This window comes from Paenibacillus sp. P5_B5 (assembly GCF_056400365.1).
On the sequence record NZ_JBFULK010000002.1, the window covers coordinates 213431 to 235673 of the forward strand.

Here is a 22243-nt window from a genome sequence, read left to right on the forward strand (position 1 = left end):
CGTTACCGTATTTGCTCCAAAACATCAAATAACGCCTCGTTAAACTTCTCTTTCTGGTCAAGCATGGTAATATGTCCCGCATCTGGAATGGAATAAAACTGTTTGATTGGCGCTTCTATTTTTGAGAAAAACTCCTTTGCCAGCGGATAGGGTGTCTGCCAGTCTCGTTCTCCATGGATATAAAAGACAGGTATTTCATAGGTTGTACCCAAAGACGGTAAATCGAACGATTCCATCAAATATTTCATAATATGACGCTGTCCGTCTCCAACTGCCCCAGTTCTGGGGAAATAGCTCAAATCCCTTAGGGTATAAAATGGTGAACATAGCCCGCTTACAAATAAATCAATTGTAAAACCAGCCGATAATTTATATTTGCTCTGATATCGTCGAACCTTTGTAAGTCTTTTGGGCATTTCATCATTGAATTCTAACGGTGGATATGGCTTTAAACGAAGAAGAGCTTCATAATCTTTATTGTTTCCTGCTGCTTTCGCAGATTCTAGTACTTTTTCAAAGCCAATACGCTCATTGTCTATCAGATTCACTACCTGCCCAACGCCAATATAAGCCTGGACAAGCTCCGGATATTTTTTGACAAACAAGCTGCCTAGCACCGAACCCCATGAATGTCCCATAATGATAATCTTTTTCTGATATTTACCTTTTAGATATTCTACTACTTCATATGTATCCTGAATAACTTGCTCGATAGTGGTAGTTGGCGTAATTTGTTTCGGATCATTTTTGAAATAGGTTTTCCCGCTGTTCCTTTGCTCCCAGTGTACGATTGTCACGTGCTTCTCCCATAGGGTCTGGAACTCTTGAGCGAACGGCAGCATAGGTGACCCCGGTCCACCATGTAAAAACAACATCACAGGATTATTAACGTCCTCGCCCCGATGATGCAAATATTGTGCAATACCACCAATCGTTACAAATTCTCTGCAATCAATTCCATTACTCGCTGAAGTAATCTGAATTTGTTTTGCAAGCTTCTTTTTCTTGTATTGCACAAACAGGCTTAAACAAACAATCAACATAAGGATTACGCCTAAGAACATGAATATAATAAGCATTTGTACGCTCATTTCTTTGTGCCTCCCGCCATGTAATCGGCAATGGAATGGACGAGCATATCCAGTGCCTCTTGCCTTCCTTGCTCTCCGAAAGATTTATTTTCCGACCCAACAAAATGGAGTGCATTCATTAAATGTGTCAGCACATGAATATCGCACTTGGTTACATCAATACCGCAAAGCGATAAAGTCCTGCTGAAATAGTCGTTAGATTTGGACTCCCAATCCTTCGCTGTATCCGGAAGCTTGCGAAGCAGATACTCAATATCTGATGGTGAAACATAAAAAACAATGCTGTCCGCTGCCAAATAGATTTCCTTTAAAGCTTTTATCAATTTCTCTTTTGCTTCCATGTTCTCGGAAAGAATGGCTTCCACTCTCTCAAACATTGTATTCTCAAACTTTTTTATGATCACAAGGAGAAGTTCTTCTTTGGACTTGTAGTAAGAGTAAAAGGATCCCTTGCCGATATTAGTCGCAATTGTTATATCCTCTACAGTGACTCGCTTCACACCCTTTTTCCGTATCAACTGAATTCCTTTGACATACATGGCTTCCCGAACCATCTCTTTTTCGTGTTCACTTACAATCTTGGGCATTCATTCTACTCCTTTATATTGACTGAAATTATAATTTATAGTCAATAATAAAATAATAATCTTATTTCTTGTTTTTTTCAATAGATTATCGGAGTGGTCATTTGACGTTAGGTTAGAAACTCTATATTATATGAAATTGAGATACCCGTACTTGAACGGGAGAGGTTCATAGCTGATACCCTCTATAAAAAACTATGGATACATGACAATATGCCATGTCCATACCGGACGTGGCTTTTTTTAGTGATATAGAATTTATAACTTTCGTGTCATAAATTCTAAGTATCACCTTAAGAAACGCATCCGTCTTTATAAAGACGGCGAAGCCGTTTCTTCTTGTGTGTATATCCCTTTAGTTGAAATTTAGAATGGTGGAGCAGATCTCTCTTGACAAAGTGTTGGGATACATTTTACAAGGAGGTTTTTTGATGTCTGGAAGAAGCCATGAAGAGGGTTTAAAGGATTTAACGTTATTGGGTAATCAACACACACAATATTCTTTCGAATATGCACCTGAGGTACTGGAGGCCGTCGATAATCTTCACTCGAATCGCGACTATTTTGTGAAGTTTAATTGTCCGGAATTCACTAGTTTATGCCCTATGACTCGTCAGCCTGATTTTGCAACGATGTACATTTCGTATATCCCTGATCAAAAACTTGTCGAGAGTAAATCACTAAAACTATATCTTTTTAGTTTCAGGAACCATGGAGATTTCCATGAGGATTGCGTCAATATTATTATGAACGATTTAATTAAATTGCTTGATCCAAGGTACATTGAGGTTTGGGGGAAATTCACACCGCGTGGAGGACTTTCTATTGATCCATGGTGCAATTATGGGAAACCTGGTACGAAGTATGAAGAGTTGGCCTACTCCCGATTGATGAATCATGACCTTTACCCTGAAAAAGTCGATAATCGATAAAGGAAGGAATAAAGGGATGATATTATATTTAAATGGAATATTTGTTGGACTGTTAATACTAGCAAACATTGTAGCAGTTAAACTTTTTAGCATTGGAGATTGGATTATACTTCCCGCTGCCGTAATAATCTATATATTTACTTATCCTATTATTGATGTAATTGTTGAGGTTTATGGGAAGAAAGAAGCACAGAGAACGGTGAATTCTGGATTGATTATGCAAATTCTTGCCCTAATATTCATCGCCATTACGATACACTTGCCTGCAGCACCTATATTTAATGACCAGGAGTCGTTCCAGACCATTCTGAACGGAAGTTTCCGGGTTATTCTTGCTAGTTTAATTTCATATGCGGTAAGTCAAAACTTGGATGTTTTTGTGTTCAATAAACTAAAAGCTATCCATGGGCCCAAAAAACTATGGTTACGTAATAATGCTTCGACCATGCTGAGCCAATTGATAGACACAACCATTTTCATTACTATTGCATTCTATGGTACGGTGCCAATTGCTGTGTTGGGTAGCTTGATTCTAACTCAATATGTCTTTAAATTTGTTGCATCAATATCGACTACTCCAATTGTCTATTTACTCGTCAACTTAATAAGAAGACAGCAAAGAGCTGGTTAATTGCCAACAGAAGCAGTTATGAAGTAAATAGAAAGATAGTTAAATTTAGAATGGCTGAGAATATACAACGAGCAGAGGCCAAATTGAAGAAGAAATGATATCTCTATAAGTACGCATACAATTGTAAAAATGTTATGGAGCCGCGCATTGCGCGGCTTTTGTATTTAGCTTGATGGATATCTTATACATATACTTTACTTTATTTCTAATATGTATTATTATATCTATAGCGACTTACTTTATATAAGTTAATTTCATTTAATTATAAATGTATATATAAATATCCATCAGGAACCAAATGTGATTGTCAGATACTGAATAATAATGTTCAATAATCGAGCATCATAAGAAGGGTCCGCATATATGCATTTTGTTTAAATGAGATTGACCTAATGTGATGGGTCGTGAATGAAATGGAATCTAATAACAAAGTTATTTTGAAAATCAACCAATTAGGGGGAAAATACAATGTCAAAATTAAATATCGGTATTATTCTAGGAAGTACTCGTCAAGGTCGTGTTAGTCCACAAGTCGGAGAATGGGTAAAAAGTATCGCTGATAAACGTGGTGATGCTAATTATGAGATCGTAGATATCGCAGATTTCAAGCTTCCACTACTAGGAGAAGCGGATGCTACAGAACAAGCGACAGCTTGGAATGTAAAGCTAGCTAGCTTGGACGGCTTCGTATTTATCGTTCAAGAATACAACCACAGCATATCAGCATCATTGAAAAATGCACTTGATTATGCGCGTGATGCATGGAACAATAAAGCAGCTGGTATCGTAAGTTATGGTTCAGTTGGCGGCGCTCGTGCAGCTGAGCATTTACGTGGAATATTGGGAGAATTGTCCGTAGCGGATGTTCGTGTACACCCAGCGTTGTCACTATTCACTGATTTTGAGAACGGAACTGTTTTCAAACCAGCTGATCTGCATCTTACAAATGTTAATGGCATGCTTGACCAAGTGATTGCTTGGAGCGGTGCATTAAAAACTTTGAGATAATATTAAATCGCAACTAAATGTGATATTCCATAATTCGTTGGAACCATCCGCTTATTCATGGAATTGAATAAAAATTCAAAAGCCAAAATACCCTTGTTCTTAAAGAGTATTCTGGCTTTTTCCCTTGATATACAAGAGTACATCCTTGATTCCGAACTCATAATTGTACATGATCAAGATGTACGCTAAATCAGCTTAATTAAGGAGGATTAACATGTTAGCTGTCATAGAACAAATGCAGAATGGTTATACCGCTCGTTTTGATCGTCATTTAAAGCATTCTGTCCAAAATGTATGGTCTTATTTAACAGAGAATGACAAGCTGGTGCAGTGGTTTTCCGAGCTCCAGATCGAAGATCTCCGTGCAGGCGGGATTATCAAGTTTGATATGCAGAATGGTACGTTTCTAGATATTGAAATCATCGAGGTTGAACCTTATTCGGTTTTGGAATTTACATGGGATGAAGACAGTGTTCGTTTTGAGCTTCATCCGGAGACGGATGGATGTCACCTGGTCTTAATAGAAAAGCTGAATAAGATGACGGATCATACCCCGAGGGATCTGGCGGGTTGGCATGTATGTTTGGATGTCATCAGCGCCTTATTGGAGGGAACGACTCTGGAGTCGCGTCAAGAGGAATGGAAGAGATGGTATGAGCAATATTCACAGCTCACAGCGAGCTTTGGTAATTAATCCTTAACCAAATTGAACCAAAGGACAGCATTCGAGCTGTCCTTAATTGCCACTACACTAATTGTTAAGATCCATTAACGTCTGTCTCACATCCATTAAGGCAAATCCTAATAAATTTTGACCTTTCCAGAGCATTGGATTCTCAATCGATTCATGATCGCTCGACATGCCGACTCCCCATATTGTATCCACGGGACTGGCTTCGACGAGTACTCTGTTCTTGGTATCTAATAGGAAGCTTGCAAGCTGCTTGTTCTGCGAGAATTTGGCTAGATTGCCGCGCGTTACAATGTTATAACAGTTAGAAGCCCAGATGTCTTGATTAAATCGGGCGACCTTTCTTCCCAAGGCCTTGGCTTGTTTGGGATGATTGGAAGCTAATATTTGCTCTAGCATTTCATGATCATGGAATAGCCGGGCTTTTTCAGCCATCATATATTGTTCTGCACTGTTATAAGTTATTTCATCAATTGTAAAATGACATTGCCACCACTGGCTCAAACAACTCTTGGTAATACTACCATCGGCAGCTGCTTGATGGCCCCAAAAGAATAGATACTTTAGCTTTTTTCCTATTTGAAAATCACGCTGTAACTCATCAAGTAAATACATTTATCATTTCCCCTTATCGACTATCCCCATAATAATTACTATAAGGTGTGAAGTTAACTAATACTTCGTCCACTTTACGGATTCGCTCTTCGAGGCTGCCTCGTAACGTAATATAGGGAATGCGTCGTTCTTTTAAATCTGCAATAATCTGTTTATGAAAAACATGGCGCTTCTGATCTCCGCTCCGGTCCCAAGTATCATCGTAGGGAATATCATCGTCACATAAGAAAAATAAGTCATACCGCTGTGCATTCTCCAGTGCAAGTCGTGTTAGCAACTCAGGCGCCTTCCCGTGATAATCCTGTGCAAACATATAGGTTGTGATCGCATTGGTGTCTACGAACAGATATTTATTTGCTTCAAGCAGAGCCTTCTCTTCGCGCTCGATATGTCCTATTGCAATCTCATCAAATGCCGCGAGATCAATTCTTCTATCAACTTGATGCTCAGTCCAATAATCTCGACCATACTCGCTTGCGAATGTAGTCTGATACCGCTCAGCCAAGGCTTCCGTTAGGGTAGACTTGCCCGTTGACATTGCGCCCACGAATACGACCTTCGTAATTAAATCACGGTACACGATATCGCTAATATATCTTCGATGCTCATATGGATTTGAACGGATCATGGTTGCTGAGATCGGGACCAGCTTGCGATCCTCATCTACGCGCCTGTCCACTGCCCCTAAAGCTAGGCTCATATGTTCACCATAAAACTCACTAGAGTAAAAATGAGTAACCTGTTCACCTTTTAACAAACCAAGGATATATTGTTCTTCCTGTATTTCATGCTCCCGCTCATTCGAATATCCATCTGGGCCATCCCAAGCCTCTATCACCCTTACAGACGGGTACAGCTTACGAATCCAATTTGCCCGAATATGGAGTGGAATCGTCATTACCTCAGTATCGTAAATTACAACGATCAGTTCATCGACTTCTTGCAAAGCGGTTTCAAACATCAGTTGATGTCCCTTGTGTAAGGGGGCGAATTTGCCCAAGGTTAATCCTAATGTTTTCATTGTATAGCCGCCTCCTTAGCACCTTTGTTCCAAGTGTAGTATCCATAGATTGCGTTTATTAAATAAGCACTCCACATGACAATCATCAGCACACCATCCGGACTGCCATCGATTGTTCTAATTACCCAGAGCAGTACCGTAAATATATTAAGGACGATATATACGAGCCATTGTTCTTTAAATCGTTTCACCATCAAGAAGGTCGCGATGATCGATAGGATCGTCGTGGTTGCATCAATATACGGTGAGTTCTGTGTAGGAATGAGGGACAGACTATAACCAAGTGCCGTACTACCTAATATACAAGCGACCGCTACTAGGGTTAAGCCTTTCAGATTCATTTGTCTCATAACTAGCTTGTCGCCATGCCGATGTCGCTTCCACATGAAGAATCCAATCACATTCATAGGGACGAAGAATAATAGATTCAGCATGACTTCACCAAAAAGTCCGTTACTATACGATAAATAAGCATAGCCAAATGTGTTGTACATTCCAAAAACATACGTCATCAAATTCCCTTTAGCTGCAAGGACTACACAACATACTCCAGTGAAAAAAACCGTGAATCCAAACAAGGTATCCTTCATGATTACCGTCAACACAATAGCGATACTGGAAAAGATGCCAAGCCATGCTAACTCGTATATGCTCCAACCTCTCCAAGCTTTACTCATCCTAATCCCTCCATATTCCGTCTGAATAATCGTGAAGGCCTATGTCCTGCACGCTCTGTAAATTGATCTGTTTCTATGACCAGACCTGCGATTTTCCGTCTAAAATTTGCCTTTAACAGTTCTTTATCTAGGATAATCTCATATACCTGTTGAAGCTCCGTTAGTGTAAAAAGGCTGGGCATTAAATGAAAGGCAATACTCGTATATTCAACCTTGCCACGAAGTCTTTCGATTGCGTAAGCAATGATCTTGGCATGATCAAAAGCAATATTGTTTGAGGAAGCTACGGTATAATCAGTTGTGATGGTATTTTCAGAAACAACCTTAGTGCATACAATTTCTGCTTCAAGTAGAATGTCGTTGTAAGAAAGAGATAATTTCCATGTCGATTCCTTCACACTACCAGTTGGTACAATATTTTTCGCTTCACGTAACAGCTTATATTCCACATGAAACCAAGCGACATCTGCAGCATCATCACCTGCTTGAAGCGAGAGTTTATCACTATCCACAAGTGACAAATAAGCGCATGAGATAACCCAAGTTCGAGGGTCACGACCAGGATCGCTGAACGTATAGAGCTGTTCCAAATATACATCCGCAGCGCCAGTTTCTTCCGTAAGTTCACGCTTGGCAGCTTGCTCTGTCGTTTCATTAGGTCTCACAAATCCTCCTGCCAAAGCCCATTGTCCAATAAAAGGATGCTCACCACGTTTAATCATGAGCAGCTTTAAACTTTTATCAGCGAGTTTCCGATAATTATCTTTATCCTCACTTGAAACTGTAAACACCGCCATGTCAGTTGCAATGGATGGACGCTCATAATTTCCTGCATCATACTGCAGTAGAAATTCGTTTTCAGTTAATCCATCTTTATTTCTAAGCTCCATGTTAAGCACCTCAACTTAGCTTTAATTAGATAGTATCAATTTGATAATATCAGTTTGTTAATAACAACAATACCACAATTTTGTAATAATTCAAGTAGTATTTGAAGCTTTTTTATTATTATTTTTCGGTCTGGTTTGATCATAAGGATATAATTGGAAGTGTTACTATCCCACAAACGAATAGAGGTAGAGTAATGGACAAACAGAGTAACGATAATGAAATAGTGGAAATCCCTTTTGAAGAATTAGATTTCTCGAACTTCTGGAATGATAGCGACTACGCAGTGAAAAATTATGTTTCCAAACCACCTACAGATGAATTGATTGCTTCAATAGAGCAAGAGCTGGGCTACAAGTTGCCAGCTTCCTACATTGCGATGATGAAATTACATAATGGAGGTAAACCCAAGAACACTTGTTTTCCGACAGAGGAAGCAACCTCTTGGGCAGAAGACCATATTGCTATTTCGGGTATTACGGGTATCGGACGTGAGAAGAGTTATTCGCTATGCGGAGATTTAGGCAGCCAGTTTATGATTGAAGAATGGGGCTATCCAGACATTGGTGTGGTAATTTGTAACTGTCCTTCTGCAGGCCATGATGTGGTGATGTTGGATTATCGGAAATGTGGCAGGGATGGCGAGCCTGAGGTTATTCATGTTGACCAAGAGGACGATTATGAGATTACGTTTTTGGCCAAAGACTTTGAGACCTTTATTCGAGGGTTGGTGAATGATGAAGTTTATGATACCTCTGAGGCGGATAAGCAGGAGGCTTTGCAGACAGTTTCCAGTGGAGAATTTTCTACCTTACTATCGGAACTTTGTAAGAATGTAACAGAGGTAGACCATATTGAGGGGATAATTCGTACCGTCTGTACCGAAATCGTAGAACAAAAGGGTCATTTTTCTTTTCATGCAGACGAGCTCTCCACCTTGATGTATGATGTGCAATTTTGGCTATACATAAAGTCTTACCCGAATACGAATCGGGAAGCGTATCTGGAAACCTATGACAGAATGATTGCTTTTGGCGATAGAGAATTTAGTCAAAGGGGATATGCTCCTGGTTGGATCACGGACTGGCTGGACGATCGAATAGAGCAAGGAATGATTGTAGAGAAAGACGGTGAACTTAGGTTTACGGATCAAGCAACGGAAAAATTGGTTGAGAAGCTGAAACTGGTAGTAAATAGACATCTTACATTTTGACCCAGAAGCCGATATGTTCTGCACTTATTCTGATAATAGAGAGGGTTATATATGTTAATTGTTTGGAATGAATTAAATTACATAGCTATTATCGTTGGTGGATTATTGTATATGATATATGGAGCAATTTATTATTCGATTTTACTATCAGAGAAAAAAGGGAAGAACCGTAATGGCGATACGATTGGAAATCAAAACAGTGGGCCACTAAAGTATGTTGTGTCAGTTATAATCGCATTTATCAGCTCTTTTATTATGTCGATACTTGTCCAAGCAATGGGAGCTGAAGGTATTATAGAAGGTTTAGCAGTAGGTTTCATGGTTGGTTTCGTCATTGTTCTTGTATATTTAAAAAACACATTGTTTGGCCTTATAAATAAAAAATCATTTAGGATTGCAATTGGAGATCACCTTATTATTTTTACACTTCTAGGGGGATTACATGGCTTATTGATGTAATTATAGATGCTTTGTATTCGGAGACCTAACACAACGAAGGCGACTTTTATAAGTCGCCTTTGATAATTTGGGGGAAGAAATGTAGTAAGCTACGTCCTCTTTCACCGGAAATCACCTCTATTAGCGGTTTATATTAAACTCTTATAATCTTCAAACGAGGGCGCAAGATCTAATTCTCTTTCAAGCTCTTCTCCAAATAGAATAATATCTTCCTTATTTGCAAACATGGTAATAAGTGTCCCCAAGTCATCAATAATTAATAAATACGAATCAGAACTATATTCATGAACCCATCTTATTTCAAAAGGTCGATCAAAATGTGAAAAGCGTTCATTGTATTTTTCAATGGGAAAATTTTTAAGTAAATCTATGAACAATCGAAGTGTAATGTTGGTCCAGCCAAATTCATTTGTTCGAATAATGTTTGATTCATCTCTGAAAATCACTTTAAGTCTACTTCCTTCATCAGCTTCAGGAATATGGTATGTATAGGATATCTCCATATATTTAATAGATAACTTATCGTTGCCTTTTAAAATTGCCATACAATTCGCTCCTTCTTGGTAATGATTCAGTTCTTATACAAGCCCTTCCTCATAAATCTCCCTATTTCCTATAAGGATTCTGCCGAATCATCTGAATGAAATTCATTGTGGAAGAGGGTAAGTGTTCATTCTTGCGAGTACAGATGGCAATTGTATTGGTTAGATGAATCCCTTCCACGTAAACTCGGCATAACTCTCCACGTTCTACATATTCTCGTACAACGAGTGATGAGACGAAGTTCGCACCATATCCGGCAATAACAGCTGTGATCGCTTCATGCAGCCCATTGAACTGCAAAGAGATTGTAGGCGCAGGTGTATTGTAGGTACGACACAAAGATAATAATCGCTCTCGAGTTGAACTACCCTCCTCACGCATGACAAAAGGTTGCTTCATCATTTCGGGCAATGTAACCTGTTGATTCGCATAACAGTGATTAGGTGCAACGACAAACCATAGCTCGTCCTGAAACAACTCTTCTGTCTGAACCGTATCCGGATATTCCTCTGAGATTCCTCCGTAAATAGCTATATCCACATCCACATCCAAAAGCTGATGAAGTGCATCGCTTGAATTGGTCGTCGTAATAATCATTTCCACTTGTTCGAATTGTTGTTTGAACTTGGCGATCCAGGTTGGTATTAGAAAATGAGCAGGTAAATACGTCGCAGCTAATCGAATACATCCGTTCGTGCCATTTCGGTAATTTAGAGCGAACTGTTCGATTTGCTGTTCGACGGCGAAGAGTCGTTTAGCAAGTATAGCGAGCTCTTTACCCGCATCTGTTAAAGCTATCCCTCTGCCTTGTGGCCTCAGTAGGGGGAGAAGTAATTCTTTTTCAAACTTTTTTATCTGAGCGGTAATGGCAGGCTGACTAATATTTAACAATTCTGAGGCACGTGTTACACTTCCGGTTGATGCAATTATATGGAATAATCGCAATGCATGTAAATTCATATTACTCCCTCTTTTTACATGAAATTTATATATAAATTATATGAATTGTTATAAAACATATATTATATCTATTATTATAACTAATTTATACTAACAATATAATTATAAATATTAAGAAAGAGTGATAATCATGAGCGCAAAAAACACATGGGATAAGGTAGATCAATATATTACAGAGCGTCTAATTCCACAGGATGCTGTTCTGGAACAAGTACTGTGTGCCAATCAACAGGCAGGGTTACCACCATATGATGTTTCGCCTAATCAAGGCAAATTGTTAAATCTATTCGTCCAAATGCAAGGAGCTAAGCGAATTCTGGAGATCGGCACACTTGGTGGATACAGTACAATTTGGCTAGCGAGAGCACTGCCATCTGACGGACATTTAGTTACTCTAGAACTAGATCCGCTCCATGCACAGGTGGCACAGGCTAATATATCTCTTGCTCAGCTGGATGATATTGTAGAACTTCGAGTAGGGGATGCTTTAGATCAATTAGCTCAGATGAACCAAGAGGGCGTTGCACTATTCGATTTCATATTTATCGATGCCGATAAGCCTAATAATCCAAACTATCTGGAGTGGGCACTTCAGTTCTCCCATCCTGGGACTGTTATTATTGGAGATAATGTCATTCGCGAAGGCGAGGTCATTAATGAGAGTAACGAAGATCCTCGTGTACAGGGTGTAAGGAAATTTTATGACCTGCTCGCTGAAGAATCTAGGATCTCGGCTACTGCCATTCAGACAGTCGGGAGTAAGGGTTATGATGGTTTTGTACTCGGGATTGTGAATAGCTAACACAATCACCTTCATGTAAATATGCCGTTCGCATCTTCATTGCGGACGGCATATTTAGTGTAATAAGGACAAACTCATGTTAGTTTGACGTGAGCCTTTTCTTTTTCCAAGGCTTGATTACAGAAACTCCTATGATGAAGAGCGTAAGTATGATTTGGATGAATACCGCGTATTGTCTTAATTCGTGATTCTGAATAAACACCGGATTGGTTAAGGCCATGGCTTGTTCAGTTTCAAGGAGATTCATGTTAGCGACCATTAATTTGTCGACGATGAATATACCGATCAATGTTTGGAGGATGAATAGTATCCATTTCACCGTAAGCCAGCGATGCTTGAAAAACCCCCAATTCGTAAAGATGCCATACACAAATCCGACGAGTAAAGTACCTACTGCACCAATACGAACGATCTGATCGCTAACCAGTACCATAGCTCTATACGATTCTAAGGTATCTTCATACACGGTTAGGTTCATCCCGTAGTTGATTGATACAGAGCTCATGATACCCCCGAAGAATAACATGACTAGAATAATATGAATGATTTTGAGCCATTTCATGGCGGCTGGGTTCCATTTTTTCAATTTAATTGCCTCCTAATTGTTAAACTGCTGCTTGTACATACAAGGGTTCGAGTTCGGATGATTACGCTTGTTGTATTCAGCATATCGCACAAATGTTGTGAACTTATGACGATCGTTTACGTTATCTGTGAAATGTTAGTTTTTTCATATAAATCACTTAGAGCTGTGGCATAATGTTGGAGAAGGAAGTGATGATATGGCGCATAAACTATTAATTGTGGATGATGAACAAAAGGTACTAGACTTCATGAAGCCGTTCTTAGAAGACGAAGGCTATATGGTATGGACTGCGTCCAATGGAGCGGAAGCTATGCGTATCGTTCAAGAGAATAAACCAAGTCTGGTTGTTCTGGATTGGATGATGCCGCAGATGAATGGAATCGAGGTATGTACTGCACTCCGCAGGTTCAGTGATGTCGGTATTATTATGGTGACGGCTCGAACGGAAGAATCGGATAAGCTGGTCGGTTTAGAGGTCGGTGCGGATGATTATATAACGAAGCCGTTTTCATTAAGAGAATTAGCCGCACGAATTCGTTCGGTATTAAGACGTATAGATAAGCATCAAGGAGACGAAACGGAGCAATTGCTTCAACGAGGGGAGATAAGAATCTCTCATGCGGAATACCGTGTTTGGAAAAGTGGTCAGGAATTGCAGTTGACGCCTACTGAATTTATGTTACTAACGACTTTAGCCGAAAAACCTGGCGTGGTGTACAGCAGATTACAGCTTCTACAATTGGCCTTGCCAGATGATCTGCTCAATGATGAGCGAACTGTGGATGCTCACATTAGTCGCTTGCGCAAAAAGGTGGAGGATGACCCAAGCAAGCCCAATTACATTCAAACGGTATATGGATTCGGTTACCGATTTGCGGTGAAGGAAGCGAATTCTGTATGAACGTTGCCCGCAAAATATTTATAGGCTACTCTGCTCTGATCATTCTTGTAGTCAGTTTACTCTTAATTGGCACTTATACGATGGTGAATCAGCTCATCAAGCAAATGGCTGAAGTGACGCAAGAGGAGACACTCGATGAGGTCAGTAACGAATTGATATCCTTATATTCTTTGTCCTCAGGATGGGATGCGCTGTATGAGAAGGATGTACCGTTAATTAATCGTGACGGAAGCTTACTTATCAAGGATACGGATCAACAAATCGTGGCAAATAGGGGTCAAATGGAGATTCTGTTGATTGAAAAGTTCGGAGTGGAAAGATCGATTGTTACCAATGACGGTAAGGTGTGGACGCTGTATTATGTCAACTCGGTATTCTACTTTGTAGGCTTGTTTCGCTATGCGTTCAGGGATTCCCTTGTTATTCTGCTGAGCATTGCAATGGTTGTGTTTGGTGCGATTAGCATTGTGATTTCATATTATTTGGCTAAACATTTGACTGCACCTCTTCGGAAAATAATCTCAGTTATCGATCAGTTATCCAAAGGGAATCTGCATATTAAGGCTCCTGTTACCTCATCGGATGAGTATGGAAGAATCGCTTCCTCCTTAAATAACATGTCATCTGAACTGGAACAGTCCATTCAAGTAAGGAAGAACCTTACTGCAGATATCGCACATGAGCTTCGAACGCCTCTCGCGATTGTATCAGGCAAACTAGAATACTTGCAGCAGCGCAATAAATCCGTCGCACCAGAAGAGCTGCTTCCACTTCAAGATGAACTCATACGACTTAATCGTATGGTGACGGATCTACGGGAATTATCACAAGCTGAAGCGGGGCAATTGACTCTTCACAAGGAATGTATAGATGTAGTCGCGCTACTTAATCGTATTGTAGATAAGGTCTCTTTCGAAGCCGAGGAGAGGGGAGTTTTGGTTCACATGGATGAAACGATAGAGAAAATACAATGTATGGTGGACAAGAATCGGATGACGCAGGTTTTCTTGAATTTAATCATGAATAGTATCCGATATACACCTCCAGGCGGTGAAATTCGGGTTGAGATCGGAATAGAGGGCAAGCATATCCTGATTAAGATCGCGGACAATGGAATCGGTATTGAACAGGAGCATTTACCGTATTTGTTTCAGCGATTTTACCGGACAGACCAAGCTAGAGATCGAGACAGTGGGGGTACGGGCCTCGGACTAGCAATCACGGCGGAATTTATACGAGCTCATGAAGGGGACATTACGGTAGAGAGTGAGAAGGATCGTGGAACAACATTTAGGGTGCGAATTCCGTTACATGTCAGCAAATTCGGCACATTAAAATGAGTGCAGTTGGACACGGTATTCCCACATCGATTCCATATCCAGTTAAGTCCTTTACGGATAAATTTTATCAATACATGACTTTCGCTACACTTTGTTTACGTTCCGCCATATAGCAGGCCGTTCCAAGGATTAGACCAAGCCCTACAAGAACTGCGCCGACCCATGGAAGAGCTGTAATACCAAGCTGAGTAATGACCCATCCACCAATGAAGGCCCCCGTTGCATTACCCAGATTACCGGCTGAATGACTGGAGGTAGAGGCAAGTGCTGGCGCAGCCTGTGCTAGGCTCATAATCCGTACTTGCAGTCCTGGCATAACCGCGAAGGAAGCGACACCCCATAGAAAAATAGTCACTACGGCAGCTAGTGGACTATGTACTGTAAAGGTAAAGATCGTAAGAATGACACATACCGCCAAATAAAGTCCCAGAATGGAAGGCATTAGCTTCCAGTCTGCAAGCTTCCCACCGAGGATATTTCCAATCGTCACACCACAGCCGAATAGGACCAGAATCCAAGTTACACTATGCTCGGCATAACCGGTTACTTGCTGTAGTAAAGGTGCAATATACGTAAATACGGTGAACAGACTGGCGTTACCTAGAGCTCCGATTAGTAAGTATAGTAGCAGCTTGGGCTGAACCAGAGCGGATATCTGTTGTACTAAGCTGACTGGTTTGTCCTTCTTAATATGTGGGATGAAGATCAGAATGCCGATGAGTGCCACAACGCCCATAATCGCAATCGCGCCAAATGAAGCACGCCACCCCATATGCTGTCCGATGAATGTACCCAGCGGAACACCAACAATATTCGCAATGGTTAAGCCAGCCATCATAATGGACACAGCCCCAGCTCGCTTATTCGGTTGTACCAGATTGGAGGCGATAACCGCTCCAACTCCGAAGAAGGTTCCGTGAGTTAATGCTGTAATCATGCGAGCTACCATTAGAACGGAATAGTTCGGAGCGAATACTGAGATTCCGTTGCCAAGAATGAATAGAACCATGAGCAGACATAGTAACATTTTTTGCGGGATTCGCCCGGTGAGAATCGTTAGAATGGGAGCGCCGACGGCTACCCCTAGAGCGTACATCGTAATGAGCTGTCCTGCGGTTGAAATGCTGACCTGTAAATCATTAGCCACATTGGGCAATAGCCCCATAATCACAAATTCAGTCATTCCGATTGCAAAAGCGCCCACAGTAAGAGATATGATGGAGATGGGGAAAGGTTCTTTAAGTGCTTGTTTCTTGTTGATACTGGGAGTTAAATGCATGATGTAGATGTCGACCTTTCTTCTATCTAATAGGAAGCTCCATCTCTTGATGATGTAGTTCCGGCTAATAAGTCCTGTTTAACATTATTTAGTTTTATGAAAATATTTTCAAGAGGAAATTATTCTTCTTAATTATGGCAATATTGAAATTATATAAGGGCGAACCCGTAAATAACGGCTTGACCTACTAATAGATAGACAATGGTTGTATACTGAGAGTTGTGATTGTATTTACATTGATATAGAAAGAGGAAGTGATCGATAGTGATTAACATAACCATTCCAACTCCGGATGTTACGATTACCAAGCAGCATGCTCCTGTGCTAAGTAATATTTACGGGTTTACTGATTTTCACCTGATTCCTAGAGATAAGGGTGGGATCTTCATGTTTTACAACGATAAGAAGGAACTCTTATTCGTCGGCAAAGCGAGAAAGCTGAGACCAAGAATCAAGAAACATTTTGAAGATACGGTATCCGATATCAAATTGCATAGAGATGAAGTAACTAAAATCGAGGTTTGTGTAATCGAGGACCCTGTCCATAGAGAAATCTATGAAACGTATATTATTAATGAGTTTATGGCTAAATACAATGTTGATAAAGTGTACTATAAGTAAATATATCAATGAATAAGAAGCAATAAGTGTGGTCAACTAAGACTGCGTTTATTGCTTTTTTTGCGTTTGAATATATTTGGATGGACAGCCCGATATTCTTCTTGTTTCCGTTAATAGAACACCTTGTTACGCAGCACATCCAGCGCATGTTCGATTTCCTTTAATTCGTCCGTAGAAGCCCCTTGGATTCGCTCTTGGAAACGGGCTTCTATGTGCTTAAAAGCCTCGTCCATCATGGCTTGCCCTTCCTCAGTAAGTCGAATGAATTGTTTTCTTCGATCTTCCTCCACACCAAATTTTTCACATAAATTTTTGTCGCTTAATTTTCGGATCTCGCGACTCGTATTTGGCATGGATATATGCTGACACTCACTAATTTGACTCAGAGTAACAGGCGGGCTAACAGCTAAATATTCCAGAATACTATATTGAAGGGGTGTAATTTCATCTGATTTAACATCCTTCGTAAGCTCATATGTAGCTTCATGAACAGCAGCTGTGAATGCGACTAATTTATGAAAAATAGTTTCCTTGTCCATAACGATCACCTCATACTGTTAACATAACAAAGTTATTATCATAAAACAATTATCATTTGACAACTAAAAAGAGAGTGTGTTACGATTTACTTATCAAATGATAAGTAAAGAGGTGCCCTTATGAGAACATTAGTTATTTACACACATCCTAATCATACAAGTTTAAGTTATACCTTTTTGCAAAAAGTCATTCAAGGAAGCCGTGAGAATTCCCATATAGAGGAGTTAGAGGTGCTGGATTTATATGAGGAGGGATTTGATCCTCTGCTTGTCTTTAATAAGAATAAACGAAGACGGGATATGCATGCTGATCCTAACTTTGAAAAGTATAGAAATCAAATTATCTGGGCTGACAAAATTGTTTTTGTCTATCCAATCTGGTGGGGACGGCCGCCAGCAATGCTCATGGGATATATCGACCAAATGTTTGCTTCTAATTTTGCGTACAAGGATAACGGTGGACTTTTGCCAGAGGGTCTTCTCAAAGGAAAGTCTGTCGTGTGTATTTCGAGCATGAAGGGACCTGCGAATTATCCTTTGATCTATTTGAATAATGCGCATAAGATATTAATGAAACGAGCTCTATTCAATTATGTGGGGATCAAAAAAGTTAAATTTTTTGAATTCGGGAATATGGAAAGTCCGAAGGGAAGACAAGCGGAGAAATTAAATAAGGTTTACCGTTATTTTCAACAAGTAGCCCGTTAAGAATAGATAGGATTAATTAAAATTAATGAACAAATGGGGCTGCCCCTTCGATCGATGCACGCTAGTGATACCTAGGGGCTGCACCAACAGTCATGAGTCACTGAGGTACAGCCCCTTTCTCTCCAGAAACTTGTTGTAGTTCTTCTTCTGAAAGCTCTATATCCTCTTCATGCAATTCATCGAGACTTAATTCGAATTCGCCTTGCTCTTGTTGTAAATGATTATAATAATCAGAATAATAAATAAATATCACCTAAAGAGGAAGAAACACTTGACACTTACCCTACGTAAGAAGGCTAAATATAGCTATAGGCAGGTGAATAAGATGAAAATCAAACAGGTTTGTGAGCTAACGGAGCTAACAGAGAGAACGATACGGTCTGCTATAGATTTACATCCGAATTTCGGCAGATTAGATCCTGAAACGAAAGAAGAGAAGGAGAATGCAGTTCTTGAATTTCGGGTTAAGCAGCGGATTTATGATCGGATTCACAGAATATGGTTACCTATTCGCAATGTTCTTCTCGTACTTGTTGGCATGGCGGCATTATTAGCTGTGATCGTTGGCATATCAGGCATACCGAAGAAGATTGATGTCGTTTATCCTGCAGTAGAGTTTCGTGCGGAAGAAGCAGGGTACTTCGACCACACGACAGTTACAATTAAAGGCAAGCTATATACTCGATTGTTCTCTGATCCCAAATTTGTAGGTAGGCTTAGTATTGATAAATATGATTACACGAAGACATATGAAGCAAGAAATATCATATTTTACGACGACATTTGGGGTGGCAATTTACACTATTCCACGATTATTTCCAATCAAACTTCACCAAACTCTGCACCAGAAGTACAGATTGTAATGGAATCCTTGGGTACGATCTTGATTGAAGGAGACATGGACAAGGTGAATATTTGGGTGTTTGAGCCAATCATTGGGGATTCCAAATCAACTAAGGATTTATTTATCTCTGCGCCTGCAACAACAAGAGAAGAGGCTGTTGTAATTACACAGCAGCTGAGTAACTATGGTGCTTTGCGAGAATAAATCTAGGGCAAGAAGCCAACTAACTGTTATAATAGAGCTATACTTGTAGTAAGGAGAGATAATTCCATGAACGTACGTATATATACTGACAGCGCTGCTGATTTGCCCGCATCTGTAATCCAAGCTTTAGGGATCACGGTGCTGCCTCTGATGGTAAGCATGGATGGACAAGAGTACGAAGATGGTGTCACTTTTACATCCAAAATGATGTTTGACGGTATGCGTGGCGGTAAAGCATATAAGACCGCTCAAGTGCCTATTCATACTTTTCAAAAGGCTTTCCAATCGATAGCTGAAACTGGAGAAGAAGTCCTTTACATAGCCTTTTCTTCTGAACTTTCAGGTACCTATTCTTCCTCACTTATGGTGCGGAATATGATCAAGGAAGATTACCCGGAAATCGCATGCGATATCATTGATACCAAATGTGCTTCCATAGGCTTCGGACTGGTAGTTCATCAGGCAGCCTTATGGGCACAAGAAGGTATGACCAGAGAAGAGCTTGTAGCTAAGGTTACGGATTTGGCTGCCAATATGGAGCATGTGTTCACGGTTGACGATCTTGAATATTTATATCGTGGTGGCCGTGTCAGCAAGACCTCTGCAATTATTGGCGGCTTGCTTAATATTAAACCCGTTCTTCATGTGGAAGATGGCAAGCTGATTCCAATTGAGAAGGTACGTGGTCGCAAAAAATCCATTAGCCGCCTCGCAGAGTTACTGAGTGAGCGTGGTAATATAGAAGATAAAGAGCAGCTTATCGGTATTTCACATGGTGATGATCTTGAAACGGCAGAAACACTCAAATCTATACTGGTTGAAAAATATGGTCTGAAGAACTTTATGATCAATAGTATCGGTTGTGTCATTGGTGCACATGCCGGACCAGGTACAATAGCCTTATTTTTCCGCAACCGGAACTACAAGACCTTACCGTAAGTGGTAGCAGAAAAATTAGGAATTCGAAATTGCACACAATTAAAAGCAAAGAATGTCCGCCTTCAACCCAGGTCTTAGAAAAGGGGTTGAAGGCGGACATTGCAGAGGTAGGCTTCTTAGGAAAGGATATATCCAAGTATCAGGCTGGGAAAGTAGCTCTCACTTGGTCGAACAGTACGTTATTCTCCAGATGGATATGTTCAAACGTATCTTGCTCAAGCAAAGATAAGCGTTGATAAACAAGACGGTATGTGCCACAGGCGTCTACAGGTGGTTCATAATCGTGTGTAATGTCGCGCAGCTCCTTCAGCAGATTGCCTGCGGAGTCATGCTCTTCTTCCAGATTGAGTAGATATGGCATAAGCTGATCCCTCGTTTCTTGCACAGGATTGCTTGTATATTGAAGCACCAATGGAAATACGACTTGATCCTCTTCCAATGTATGCTCGAGCAGTTCTTTCTTTAAAGCTGTGAACAATTCCTGTACACGCAGTAAGTGCGGATGATGATCGCCATGCACGCGAGCGACCTTCGTTACATATGGTGTCAACTGCGGTAGTTCTTCACGCAAAAAAGCATGGTGCTTCTTCTGAATATGTTCAATAAGCGTAGCCTCATCAAGTGATTGGGGCTTGCTTGATGCATGAGCAGCTTGGTGTTGTTCGATCTTCAATACATCTGCGAGAACCTGCTCTAGGTCTAAATTCCGCTCTTTAGCGGCTTCTTCCAAGCTGATTTTTCCGCCACAGCAATAATCAATCCGCAGCTTTCGGAACAAGTCGGCTGTTTGTGGAATAGCTGTAACAATATCTGCAACAAGTGTTTGATGAGTTGTTTTATTCATGTATAGTCCCCCTTAAAGAAATTAAATCCTTAAAACAATTTTATAGCTTAATCTGAGCTAAACTTGTGATTATACTCACACGATTAGAGAGCTTTATGTGACTATATGTTTTAAGCTCTCGTATAAATAAAAATAAAACCCATCCAGCAATTTAGTTTGCTGGATGGGTTTTATGATATAACGAATTATTTTTGTACTTGATAAATATTATAAAGCTCATCAACCATTAGATTCGCAGCACGAACGCCACCAGCCGTATTGAAAATGGCATCATCGACTTTAAATGCTTTGCCATTCTTCACGACATTTAGATTCTGCCAGAGTGGATCTTTCATGAATTCTTCAGCTTGCTTATTGCCTTTGTCATCCCCAGTCTCATAGGTGAAGTATAGCAACATATCTGCATCAACTTCAGGAATACGTTCCTTCGAAATCTCTTCTACGAATGTATCCTTATAGTTTGTTTCTGGGCGAGCAATCCCGATCTGCTTAAAGATGATCCCAGTAAACGTATCGGATAGGTAGATTCTTGTTTTGCCACCCATAAAACGGACAACCGATACTTTCTGATTCAGTTTATCTCCTGCTTTAACTTTGAAATCTTCAACCTTTTGGTCAAAAGCAGCAATAACTTTCTCGCCTTCTGCTTTCTTATTTAACGCCTCAGCATAGAGAGCGAAGTTCCCTTTCCACTCACCTCTAAGTGTTTCGGAGAATACAGTAGGGGCGATTGCTTTTAGCTGCTCATATACTTTCTCCTGGCGCATTTTATTACCGATAATCAGATCTGGCTTAAGACTTGCAATTAATTCTATGTTAGGCTGAGATTCTTCTCCAAGAACTGTTACACCTTCCATATCGGCTTTAATGTGATCATACCAAGGGTCACCTGTAAAGGATTTAACAGCTCCAACGGGCTTAATTCCAAGAGAGAGTAGTGCTTCAGTTCCTTCATTTGTAAGAATAACAACTCGTTTCGGAGTTCCTTTGATATCTGTTGTTCCCATTGCATGGGTGATGGTACGCGTTTCTTCTGAAGTTGGCGTAGCATCTTGTGTATTCTTGGCATCAGTTGAGGACTTACCACAGCCTGCAAGCAAGAGGCTAATAGATAGTGCTAATATGAGCATTTTAATAAAATTACCGTTTCGTTTGGTGGTTAACATGATCTTTAAATCCCCCTATATATGATTTTAAATGAATTAAGTGAAAATGATTATCATTACCATTGACAAAATAATAATATTGGATGTTAATAGTAGTGTCAATAGTTTATTTGAAAATGATTCTCAAACTCATTGACAGATAAAAGTTCGTCTCCTA

The 22243-nt window shown here is 40.2% G+C and carries 26 protein-coding genes, 1 pseudogene and 1 riboswitch; of the genes and pseudogenes, 13 read left to right on the forward strand and 14 right to left on the reverse strand.

All coding sequences use genetic code 11. From position 1 onward, the window contains the following. Positions 1-2: 2 nt before the first annotated feature. Together AC1DOK_RS03605 and AC1DOK_RS03610 are read right to left on the reverse strand one after the other, a co-directional pair. On the reverse strand, positions 3-1091 hold the full coding sequence (locus tag AC1DOK_RS03605; RefSeq protein WP_477552861.1) for an alpha/beta fold hydrolase: 1089 nt from the start codon (positions 1089-1091) through the stop codon (positions 3-5). Continuing rightward, positions 1088-1678: a TetR/AcrR family transcriptional regulator gene (locus AC1DOK_RS03610; protein WP_477552862.1), complete on the reverse strand. Its 591-nt coding sequence runs from the start codon at positions 1676-1678 to the stop codon at positions 1088-1090. Before AC1DOK_RS03610 ends, AC1DOK_RS03605 begins: the two co-directional genes overlap by 4 nt. Positions 1679-1833: 155 nt before the next feature. After that, positions 1834-1880: riboswitch (PreQ1 riboswitch) on the forward strand. A 226-nt stretch (positions 1881-2106) separates the two neighbouring features. Between AC1DOK_RS03610 and queF the strand changes: the two genes are divergently transcribed. From queF to AC1DOK_RS03630, 4 genes are all read left to right on the forward strand, one after another. Then, on the forward strand, positions 2107-2607 hold the full coding sequence (gene queF, locus AC1DOK_RS03615; RefSeq protein WP_477552863.1) for a preQ(1) synthase: 501 nt from the start codon (positions 2107-2109) through the stop codon (positions 2605-2607). Positions 2608-2623: 16 nt separating this feature from the next. After that, entirely contained in the window at positions 2624-3238 is a 615-nt protein-coding gene (locus AC1DOK_RS03620) for a queuosine precursor transporter (protein ID WP_477552864.1), read from the forward strand. A 468-nt stretch (positions 3239-3706) separates the two neighbouring features. After that, complete coding sequence (locus AC1DOK_RS03625; RefSeq protein ID WP_477552865.1) at positions 3707-4246, forward strand: NADPH-dependent FMN reductase; 540 nt, start codon at positions 3707-3709, stop codon at positions 4244-4246. A gap of 214 nt (positions 4247-4460) precedes the next feature. Beyond that, positions 4461-4940, forward strand: coding sequence for an SRPBCC family protein (locus AC1DOK_RS03630; protein WP_477552866.1), 480 nt, complete (start codon positions 4461-4463; stop codon positions 4938-4940). Positions 4941-4997: 57 nt separating this feature from the next. On the opposite strand, the gene AC1DOK_RS03635 is transcribed toward AC1DOK_RS03630, so the two are convergent. Genes AC1DOK_RS03635 through AC1DOK_RS03650 form a run of 4 tightly spaced genes read right to left on the reverse strand, consistent with a single transcriptional unit; the run spans position 4998 to position 8140 of the window. Then, positions 4998-5552 carry an NADAR family protein gene (locus AC1DOK_RS03635; RefSeq protein ID WP_477552867.1) on the reverse strand — a complete coding sequence of 185 codons (555 nt, stop codon included), beginning with the start codon at positions 5550-5552 and terminating at the stop codon, positions 4998-5000. 13 nt (positions 5553-5565) lie between these two features. Further along, positions 5566-6573 (reverse strand): AAA family ATPase, encoded by a 1008-nt coding sequence (locus AC1DOK_RS03640; protein WP_477552868.1) that lies wholly within the window; start codon positions 6571-6573, stop codon positions 5566-5568. Beyond that, on the reverse strand, positions 6570-7250 hold the full coding sequence (gene pnuC / locus AC1DOK_RS03645; protein ID WP_477552869.1) for a nicotinamide riboside transporter PnuC: 681 nt from the start codon (positions 7248-7250) through the stop codon (positions 6570-6572). Before pnuC ends, AC1DOK_RS03640 begins: the two co-directional genes overlap by 4 nt. Next, positions 7247-8140, reverse strand: coding sequence for an NUDIX hydrolase (locus AC1DOK_RS03650; RefSeq protein ID WP_477552870.1), 894 nt, complete (start codon positions 8138-8140; stop codon positions 7247-7249). Before AC1DOK_RS03650 ends, pnuC begins: the two co-directional genes overlap by 4 nt. Before the next feature lie 227 nt (positions 8141-8367). On the opposite strand from AC1DOK_RS03650, the pseudogene AC1DOK_RS03655 reads away from it, so the two are divergent. Next, positions 8368-9351: pseudogene (locus AC1DOK_RS03655) on the forward strand (SMI1/KNR4 family protein); the annotation flags it as partial. Between the two features lie 51 nt (positions 9352-9402). Continuing rightward, on the forward strand, positions 9403-9810 hold the full coding sequence (locus tag AC1DOK_RS03660) for a DUF1761 domain-containing protein (RefSeq protein ID WP_477552871.1): 408 nt from the start codon (positions 9403-9405) through the stop codon (positions 9808-9810). Positions 9811-9938: 128 nt separating this feature from the next. Here AC1DOK_RS03660 and AC1DOK_RS03665 read toward each other — a convergent pair whose 3' ends face one another. Together AC1DOK_RS03665 and AC1DOK_RS03670 are read right to left on the reverse strand one after the other, a co-directional pair. Then, the gene (locus tag AC1DOK_RS03665) at positions 9939-10355 is read right to left on the reverse strand and encodes a hypothetical protein (RefSeq protein ID WP_477552872.1); all 417 of its coding nucleotides are present in this window, start codon (positions 10353-10355) and stop codon (positions 9939-9941) included. 61 nt (positions 10356-10416) lie between these two features. Beyond that, positions 10417-11313 carry a LysR family transcriptional regulator gene (locus AC1DOK_RS03670; RefSeq protein ID WP_477552873.1) on the reverse strand — a complete coding sequence of 299 codons (897 nt, stop codon included), beginning with the start codon at positions 11311-11313 and terminating at the stop codon, positions 10417-10419. A gap of 130 nt (positions 11314-11443) precedes the next feature. Here AC1DOK_RS03670 and AC1DOK_RS03675 point away from each other — a divergent pair, with 130 nt between their 5' ends. Continuing rightward, on the forward strand, positions 11444-12115 hold the full coding sequence (locus tag AC1DOK_RS03675) for an O-methyltransferase (protein WP_477552874.1): 672 nt from the start codon (positions 11444-11446) through the stop codon (positions 12113-12115). 79 nt (positions 12116-12194) lie between these two features. Here AC1DOK_RS03675 and AC1DOK_RS03680 read toward each other — a convergent pair whose 3' ends face one another. Next, entirely contained in the window at positions 12195-12701 is a 507-nt protein-coding gene (locus tag AC1DOK_RS03680; RefSeq protein WP_477552875.1) for a DUF2269 family protein, read from the reverse strand. Positions 12702-12897: 196 nt separating this feature from the next. Here AC1DOK_RS03680 and AC1DOK_RS03685 point away from each other — a divergent pair, with 196 nt between their 5' ends. Both AC1DOK_RS03685 and AC1DOK_RS03690 read left to right on the forward strand, forming a co-directional pair. Then, complete coding sequence (locus AC1DOK_RS03685; RefSeq protein ID WP_477552876.1) at positions 12898-13602, forward strand: response regulator; 705 nt, start codon at positions 12898-12900, stop codon at positions 13600-13602. Beyond that, positions 13599-14942 carry a sensor histidine kinase gene (locus AC1DOK_RS03690; protein WP_477552877.1) on the forward strand — a complete coding sequence of 448 codons (1344 nt, stop codon included), beginning with the start codon at positions 13599-13601 and terminating at the stop codon, positions 14940-14942. The genes AC1DOK_RS03685 and AC1DOK_RS03690 overlap by 4 nt, the downstream gene beginning before the upstream one ends. A gap of 67 nt (positions 14943-15009) precedes the next feature. Here the strand turns inward: AC1DOK_RS03690 and AC1DOK_RS03695 are convergent, their stop codons facing one another. Beyond that, positions 15010-16221 carry an MFS transporter gene (locus AC1DOK_RS03695; RefSeq protein ID WP_477552878.1) on the reverse strand — a complete coding sequence of 404 codons (1212 nt, stop codon included), beginning with the start codon at positions 16219-16221 and terminating at the stop codon, positions 15010-15012. 264 nt (positions 16222-16485) lie between these two features. Here AC1DOK_RS03695 and AC1DOK_RS03700 point away from each other — a divergent pair, with 264 nt between their 5' ends. Then, positions 16486-16842 (forward strand): nucleotide excision repair endonuclease, encoded by a 357-nt coding sequence (locus AC1DOK_RS03700; protein ID WP_477552879.1) that lies wholly within the window; start codon positions 16486-16488, stop codon positions 16840-16842. A gap of 110 nt (positions 16843-16952) precedes the next feature. On the opposite strand, the gene AC1DOK_RS03705 is transcribed toward AC1DOK_RS03700, so the two are convergent. Next, positions 16953-17381 (reverse strand): MarR family winged helix-turn-helix transcriptional regulator, encoded by a 429-nt coding sequence (locus AC1DOK_RS03705; RefSeq protein WP_477552880.1) that lies wholly within the window; start codon positions 17379-17381, stop codon positions 16953-16955. 120 nt (positions 17382-17501) lie between these two features. Here AC1DOK_RS03705 and AC1DOK_RS03710 point away from each other — a divergent pair, with 120 nt between their 5' ends. Continuing rightward, complete coding sequence (locus AC1DOK_RS03710; protein ID WP_477552881.1) at positions 17502-18089, forward strand: NAD(P)H-dependent oxidoreductase; 588 nt, start codon at positions 17502-17504, stop codon at positions 18087-18089. 97 nt (positions 18090-18186) lie between these two features. On the opposite strand, the gene AC1DOK_RS03715 is transcribed toward AC1DOK_RS03710, so the two are convergent. Continuing rightward, the gene (locus AC1DOK_RS03715; RefSeq protein WP_477552882.1) at positions 18187-18342 is read right to left on the reverse strand and encodes a hypothetical protein; all 156 of its coding nucleotides are present in this window, start codon (positions 18340-18342) and stop codon (positions 18187-18189) included. Positions 18343-18360: 18 nt separating this feature from the next. Here AC1DOK_RS03715 and AC1DOK_RS03720 point away from each other — a divergent pair, with 18 nt between their 5' ends. Together AC1DOK_RS03720 and AC1DOK_RS03725 are read left to right on the forward strand one after the other, a co-directional pair. Next, positions 18361-19137: a hypothetical protein gene (locus tag AC1DOK_RS03720; protein ID WP_477552883.1), complete on the forward strand. Its 777-nt coding sequence runs from the start codon at positions 18361-18363 to the stop codon at positions 19135-19137. A 66-nt stretch (positions 19138-19203) separates the two neighbouring features. Further along, entirely contained in the window at positions 19204-20076 is an 873-nt protein-coding gene (locus AC1DOK_RS03725; RefSeq protein WP_477552884.1) for a DegV family protein, read from the forward strand. 139 nt (positions 20077-20215) lie between these two features. Here AC1DOK_RS03725 and ric read toward each other — a convergent pair whose 3' ends face one another. Continuing rightward, positions 20216-20920, reverse strand: a complete 705-nt coding sequence (gene ric, locus AC1DOK_RS03730; RefSeq protein WP_477552885.1) for an iron-sulfur cluster repair di-iron protein — start codon at positions 20918-20920, stop codon at positions 20216-20218. Positions 20921-21105: 185 nt separating this feature from the next. After that, a complete protein-coding gene (locus AC1DOK_RS03735) occupies positions 21106-22086 on the reverse strand; it encodes an ABC transporter substrate-binding protein (protein WP_477552886.1) in 981 nt (326 codons plus the stop codon). Between the last annotated feature and the right edge of the window lie 157 nt (positions 22087-22243).

Coding starts and splice junctions, on each gene's coding strand:
- AC1DOK_RS03605 (WP_477552861.1), bottom strand. CDS start 1,091: ATGAGCGTACAAATGCTTATTATATTCATGTTCTTAGGCGTAATCCTT.
- AC1DOK_RS03610 (WP_477552862.1), bottom strand. CDS start 1,678: ATGCCCAAGATTGTAAGTGAACACGAAAAAGAGATGGTTCGGGAAGCC.
- queF (WP_477552863.1), top strand. CDS start 2,107: ATGTCTGGAAGAAGCCATGAAGAGGGTTTAAAGGATTTAACGTTATTG.
- AC1DOK_RS03620 (WP_477552864.1), top strand. CDS start 2,624: ATGATATTATATTTAAATGGAATATTTGTTGGACTGTTAATACTAGCA.
- AC1DOK_RS03625 (WP_477552865.1), top strand. CDS start 3,707: ATGTCAAAATTAAATATCGGTATTATTCTAGGAAGTACTCGTCAAGGT.
- AC1DOK_RS03630 (WP_477552866.1), top strand. CDS start 4,461: ATGTTAGCTGTCATAGAACAAATGCAGAATGGTTATACCGCTCGTTTT.
- AC1DOK_RS03635 (WP_477552867.1), bottom strand. CDS start 5,552: ATGTATTTACTTGATGAGTTACAGCGTGATTTTCAAATAGGAAAAAAG.
- AC1DOK_RS03640 (WP_477552868.1), bottom strand. CDS start 6,573: ATGAAAACATTAGGATTAACCTTGGGCAAATTCGCCCCCTTACACAAG.
- pnuC (WP_477552869.1), bottom strand. CDS start 7,250: ATGAGTAAAGCTTGGAGAGGTTGGAGCATATACGAGTTAGCATGGCTT.
- AC1DOK_RS03650 (WP_477552870.1), bottom strand. CDS start 8,140: ATGGAGCTTAGAAATAAAGATGGATTAACTGAAAACGAATTTCTACTG.
- AC1DOK_RS03660 (WP_477552871.1), top strand. CDS start 9,403: ATGTTAATTGTTTGGAATGAATTAAATTACATAGCTATTATCGTTGGT.
- AC1DOK_RS03665 (WP_477552872.1), bottom strand. CDS start 10,355: ATGGCAATTTTAAAAGGCAACGATAAGTTATCTATTAAATATATGGAG.
- AC1DOK_RS03670 (WP_477552873.1), bottom strand. CDS start 11,313: ATGAATTTACATGCATTGCGATTATTCCATATAATTGCATCAACCGGA.
- AC1DOK_RS03675 (WP_477552874.1), top strand. CDS start 11,444: ATGAGCGCAAAAAACACATGGGATAAGGTAGATCAATATATTACAGAG.
- AC1DOK_RS03685 (WP_477552876.1), top strand. CDS start 12,898: ATGGCGCATAAACTATTAATTGTGGATGATGAACAAAAGGTACTAGAC.
- AC1DOK_RS03690 (WP_477552877.1), top strand. CDS start 13,599: ATGAACGTTGCCCGCAAAATATTTATAGGCTACTCTGCTCTGATCATT.
- AC1DOK_RS03695 (WP_477552878.1), bottom strand. CDS start 16,221: ATGCATTTAACTCCCAGTATCAACAAGAAACAAGCACTTAAAGAACCT.
- AC1DOK_RS03705 (WP_477552880.1), bottom strand. CDS start 17,381: ATGGACAAGGAAACTATTTTTCATAAATTAGTCGCATTCACAGCTGCT.
- AC1DOK_RS03710 (WP_477552881.1), top strand. CDS start 17,502: ATGAGAACATTAGTTATTTACACACATCCTAATCATACAAGTTTAAGT.
- AC1DOK_RS03725 (WP_477552884.1), top strand. CDS start 19,204: ATGAACGTACGTATATATACTGACAGCGCTGCTGATTTGCCCGCATCT.
- ric (WP_477552885.1), bottom strand. CDS start 20,920: ATGAATAAAACAACTCATCAAACACTTGTTGCAGATATTGTTACAGCT.
- AC1DOK_RS03735 (WP_477552886.1), bottom strand. CDS start 22,086: ATGTTAACCACCAAACGAAACGGTAATTTTATTAAAATGCTCATATTA.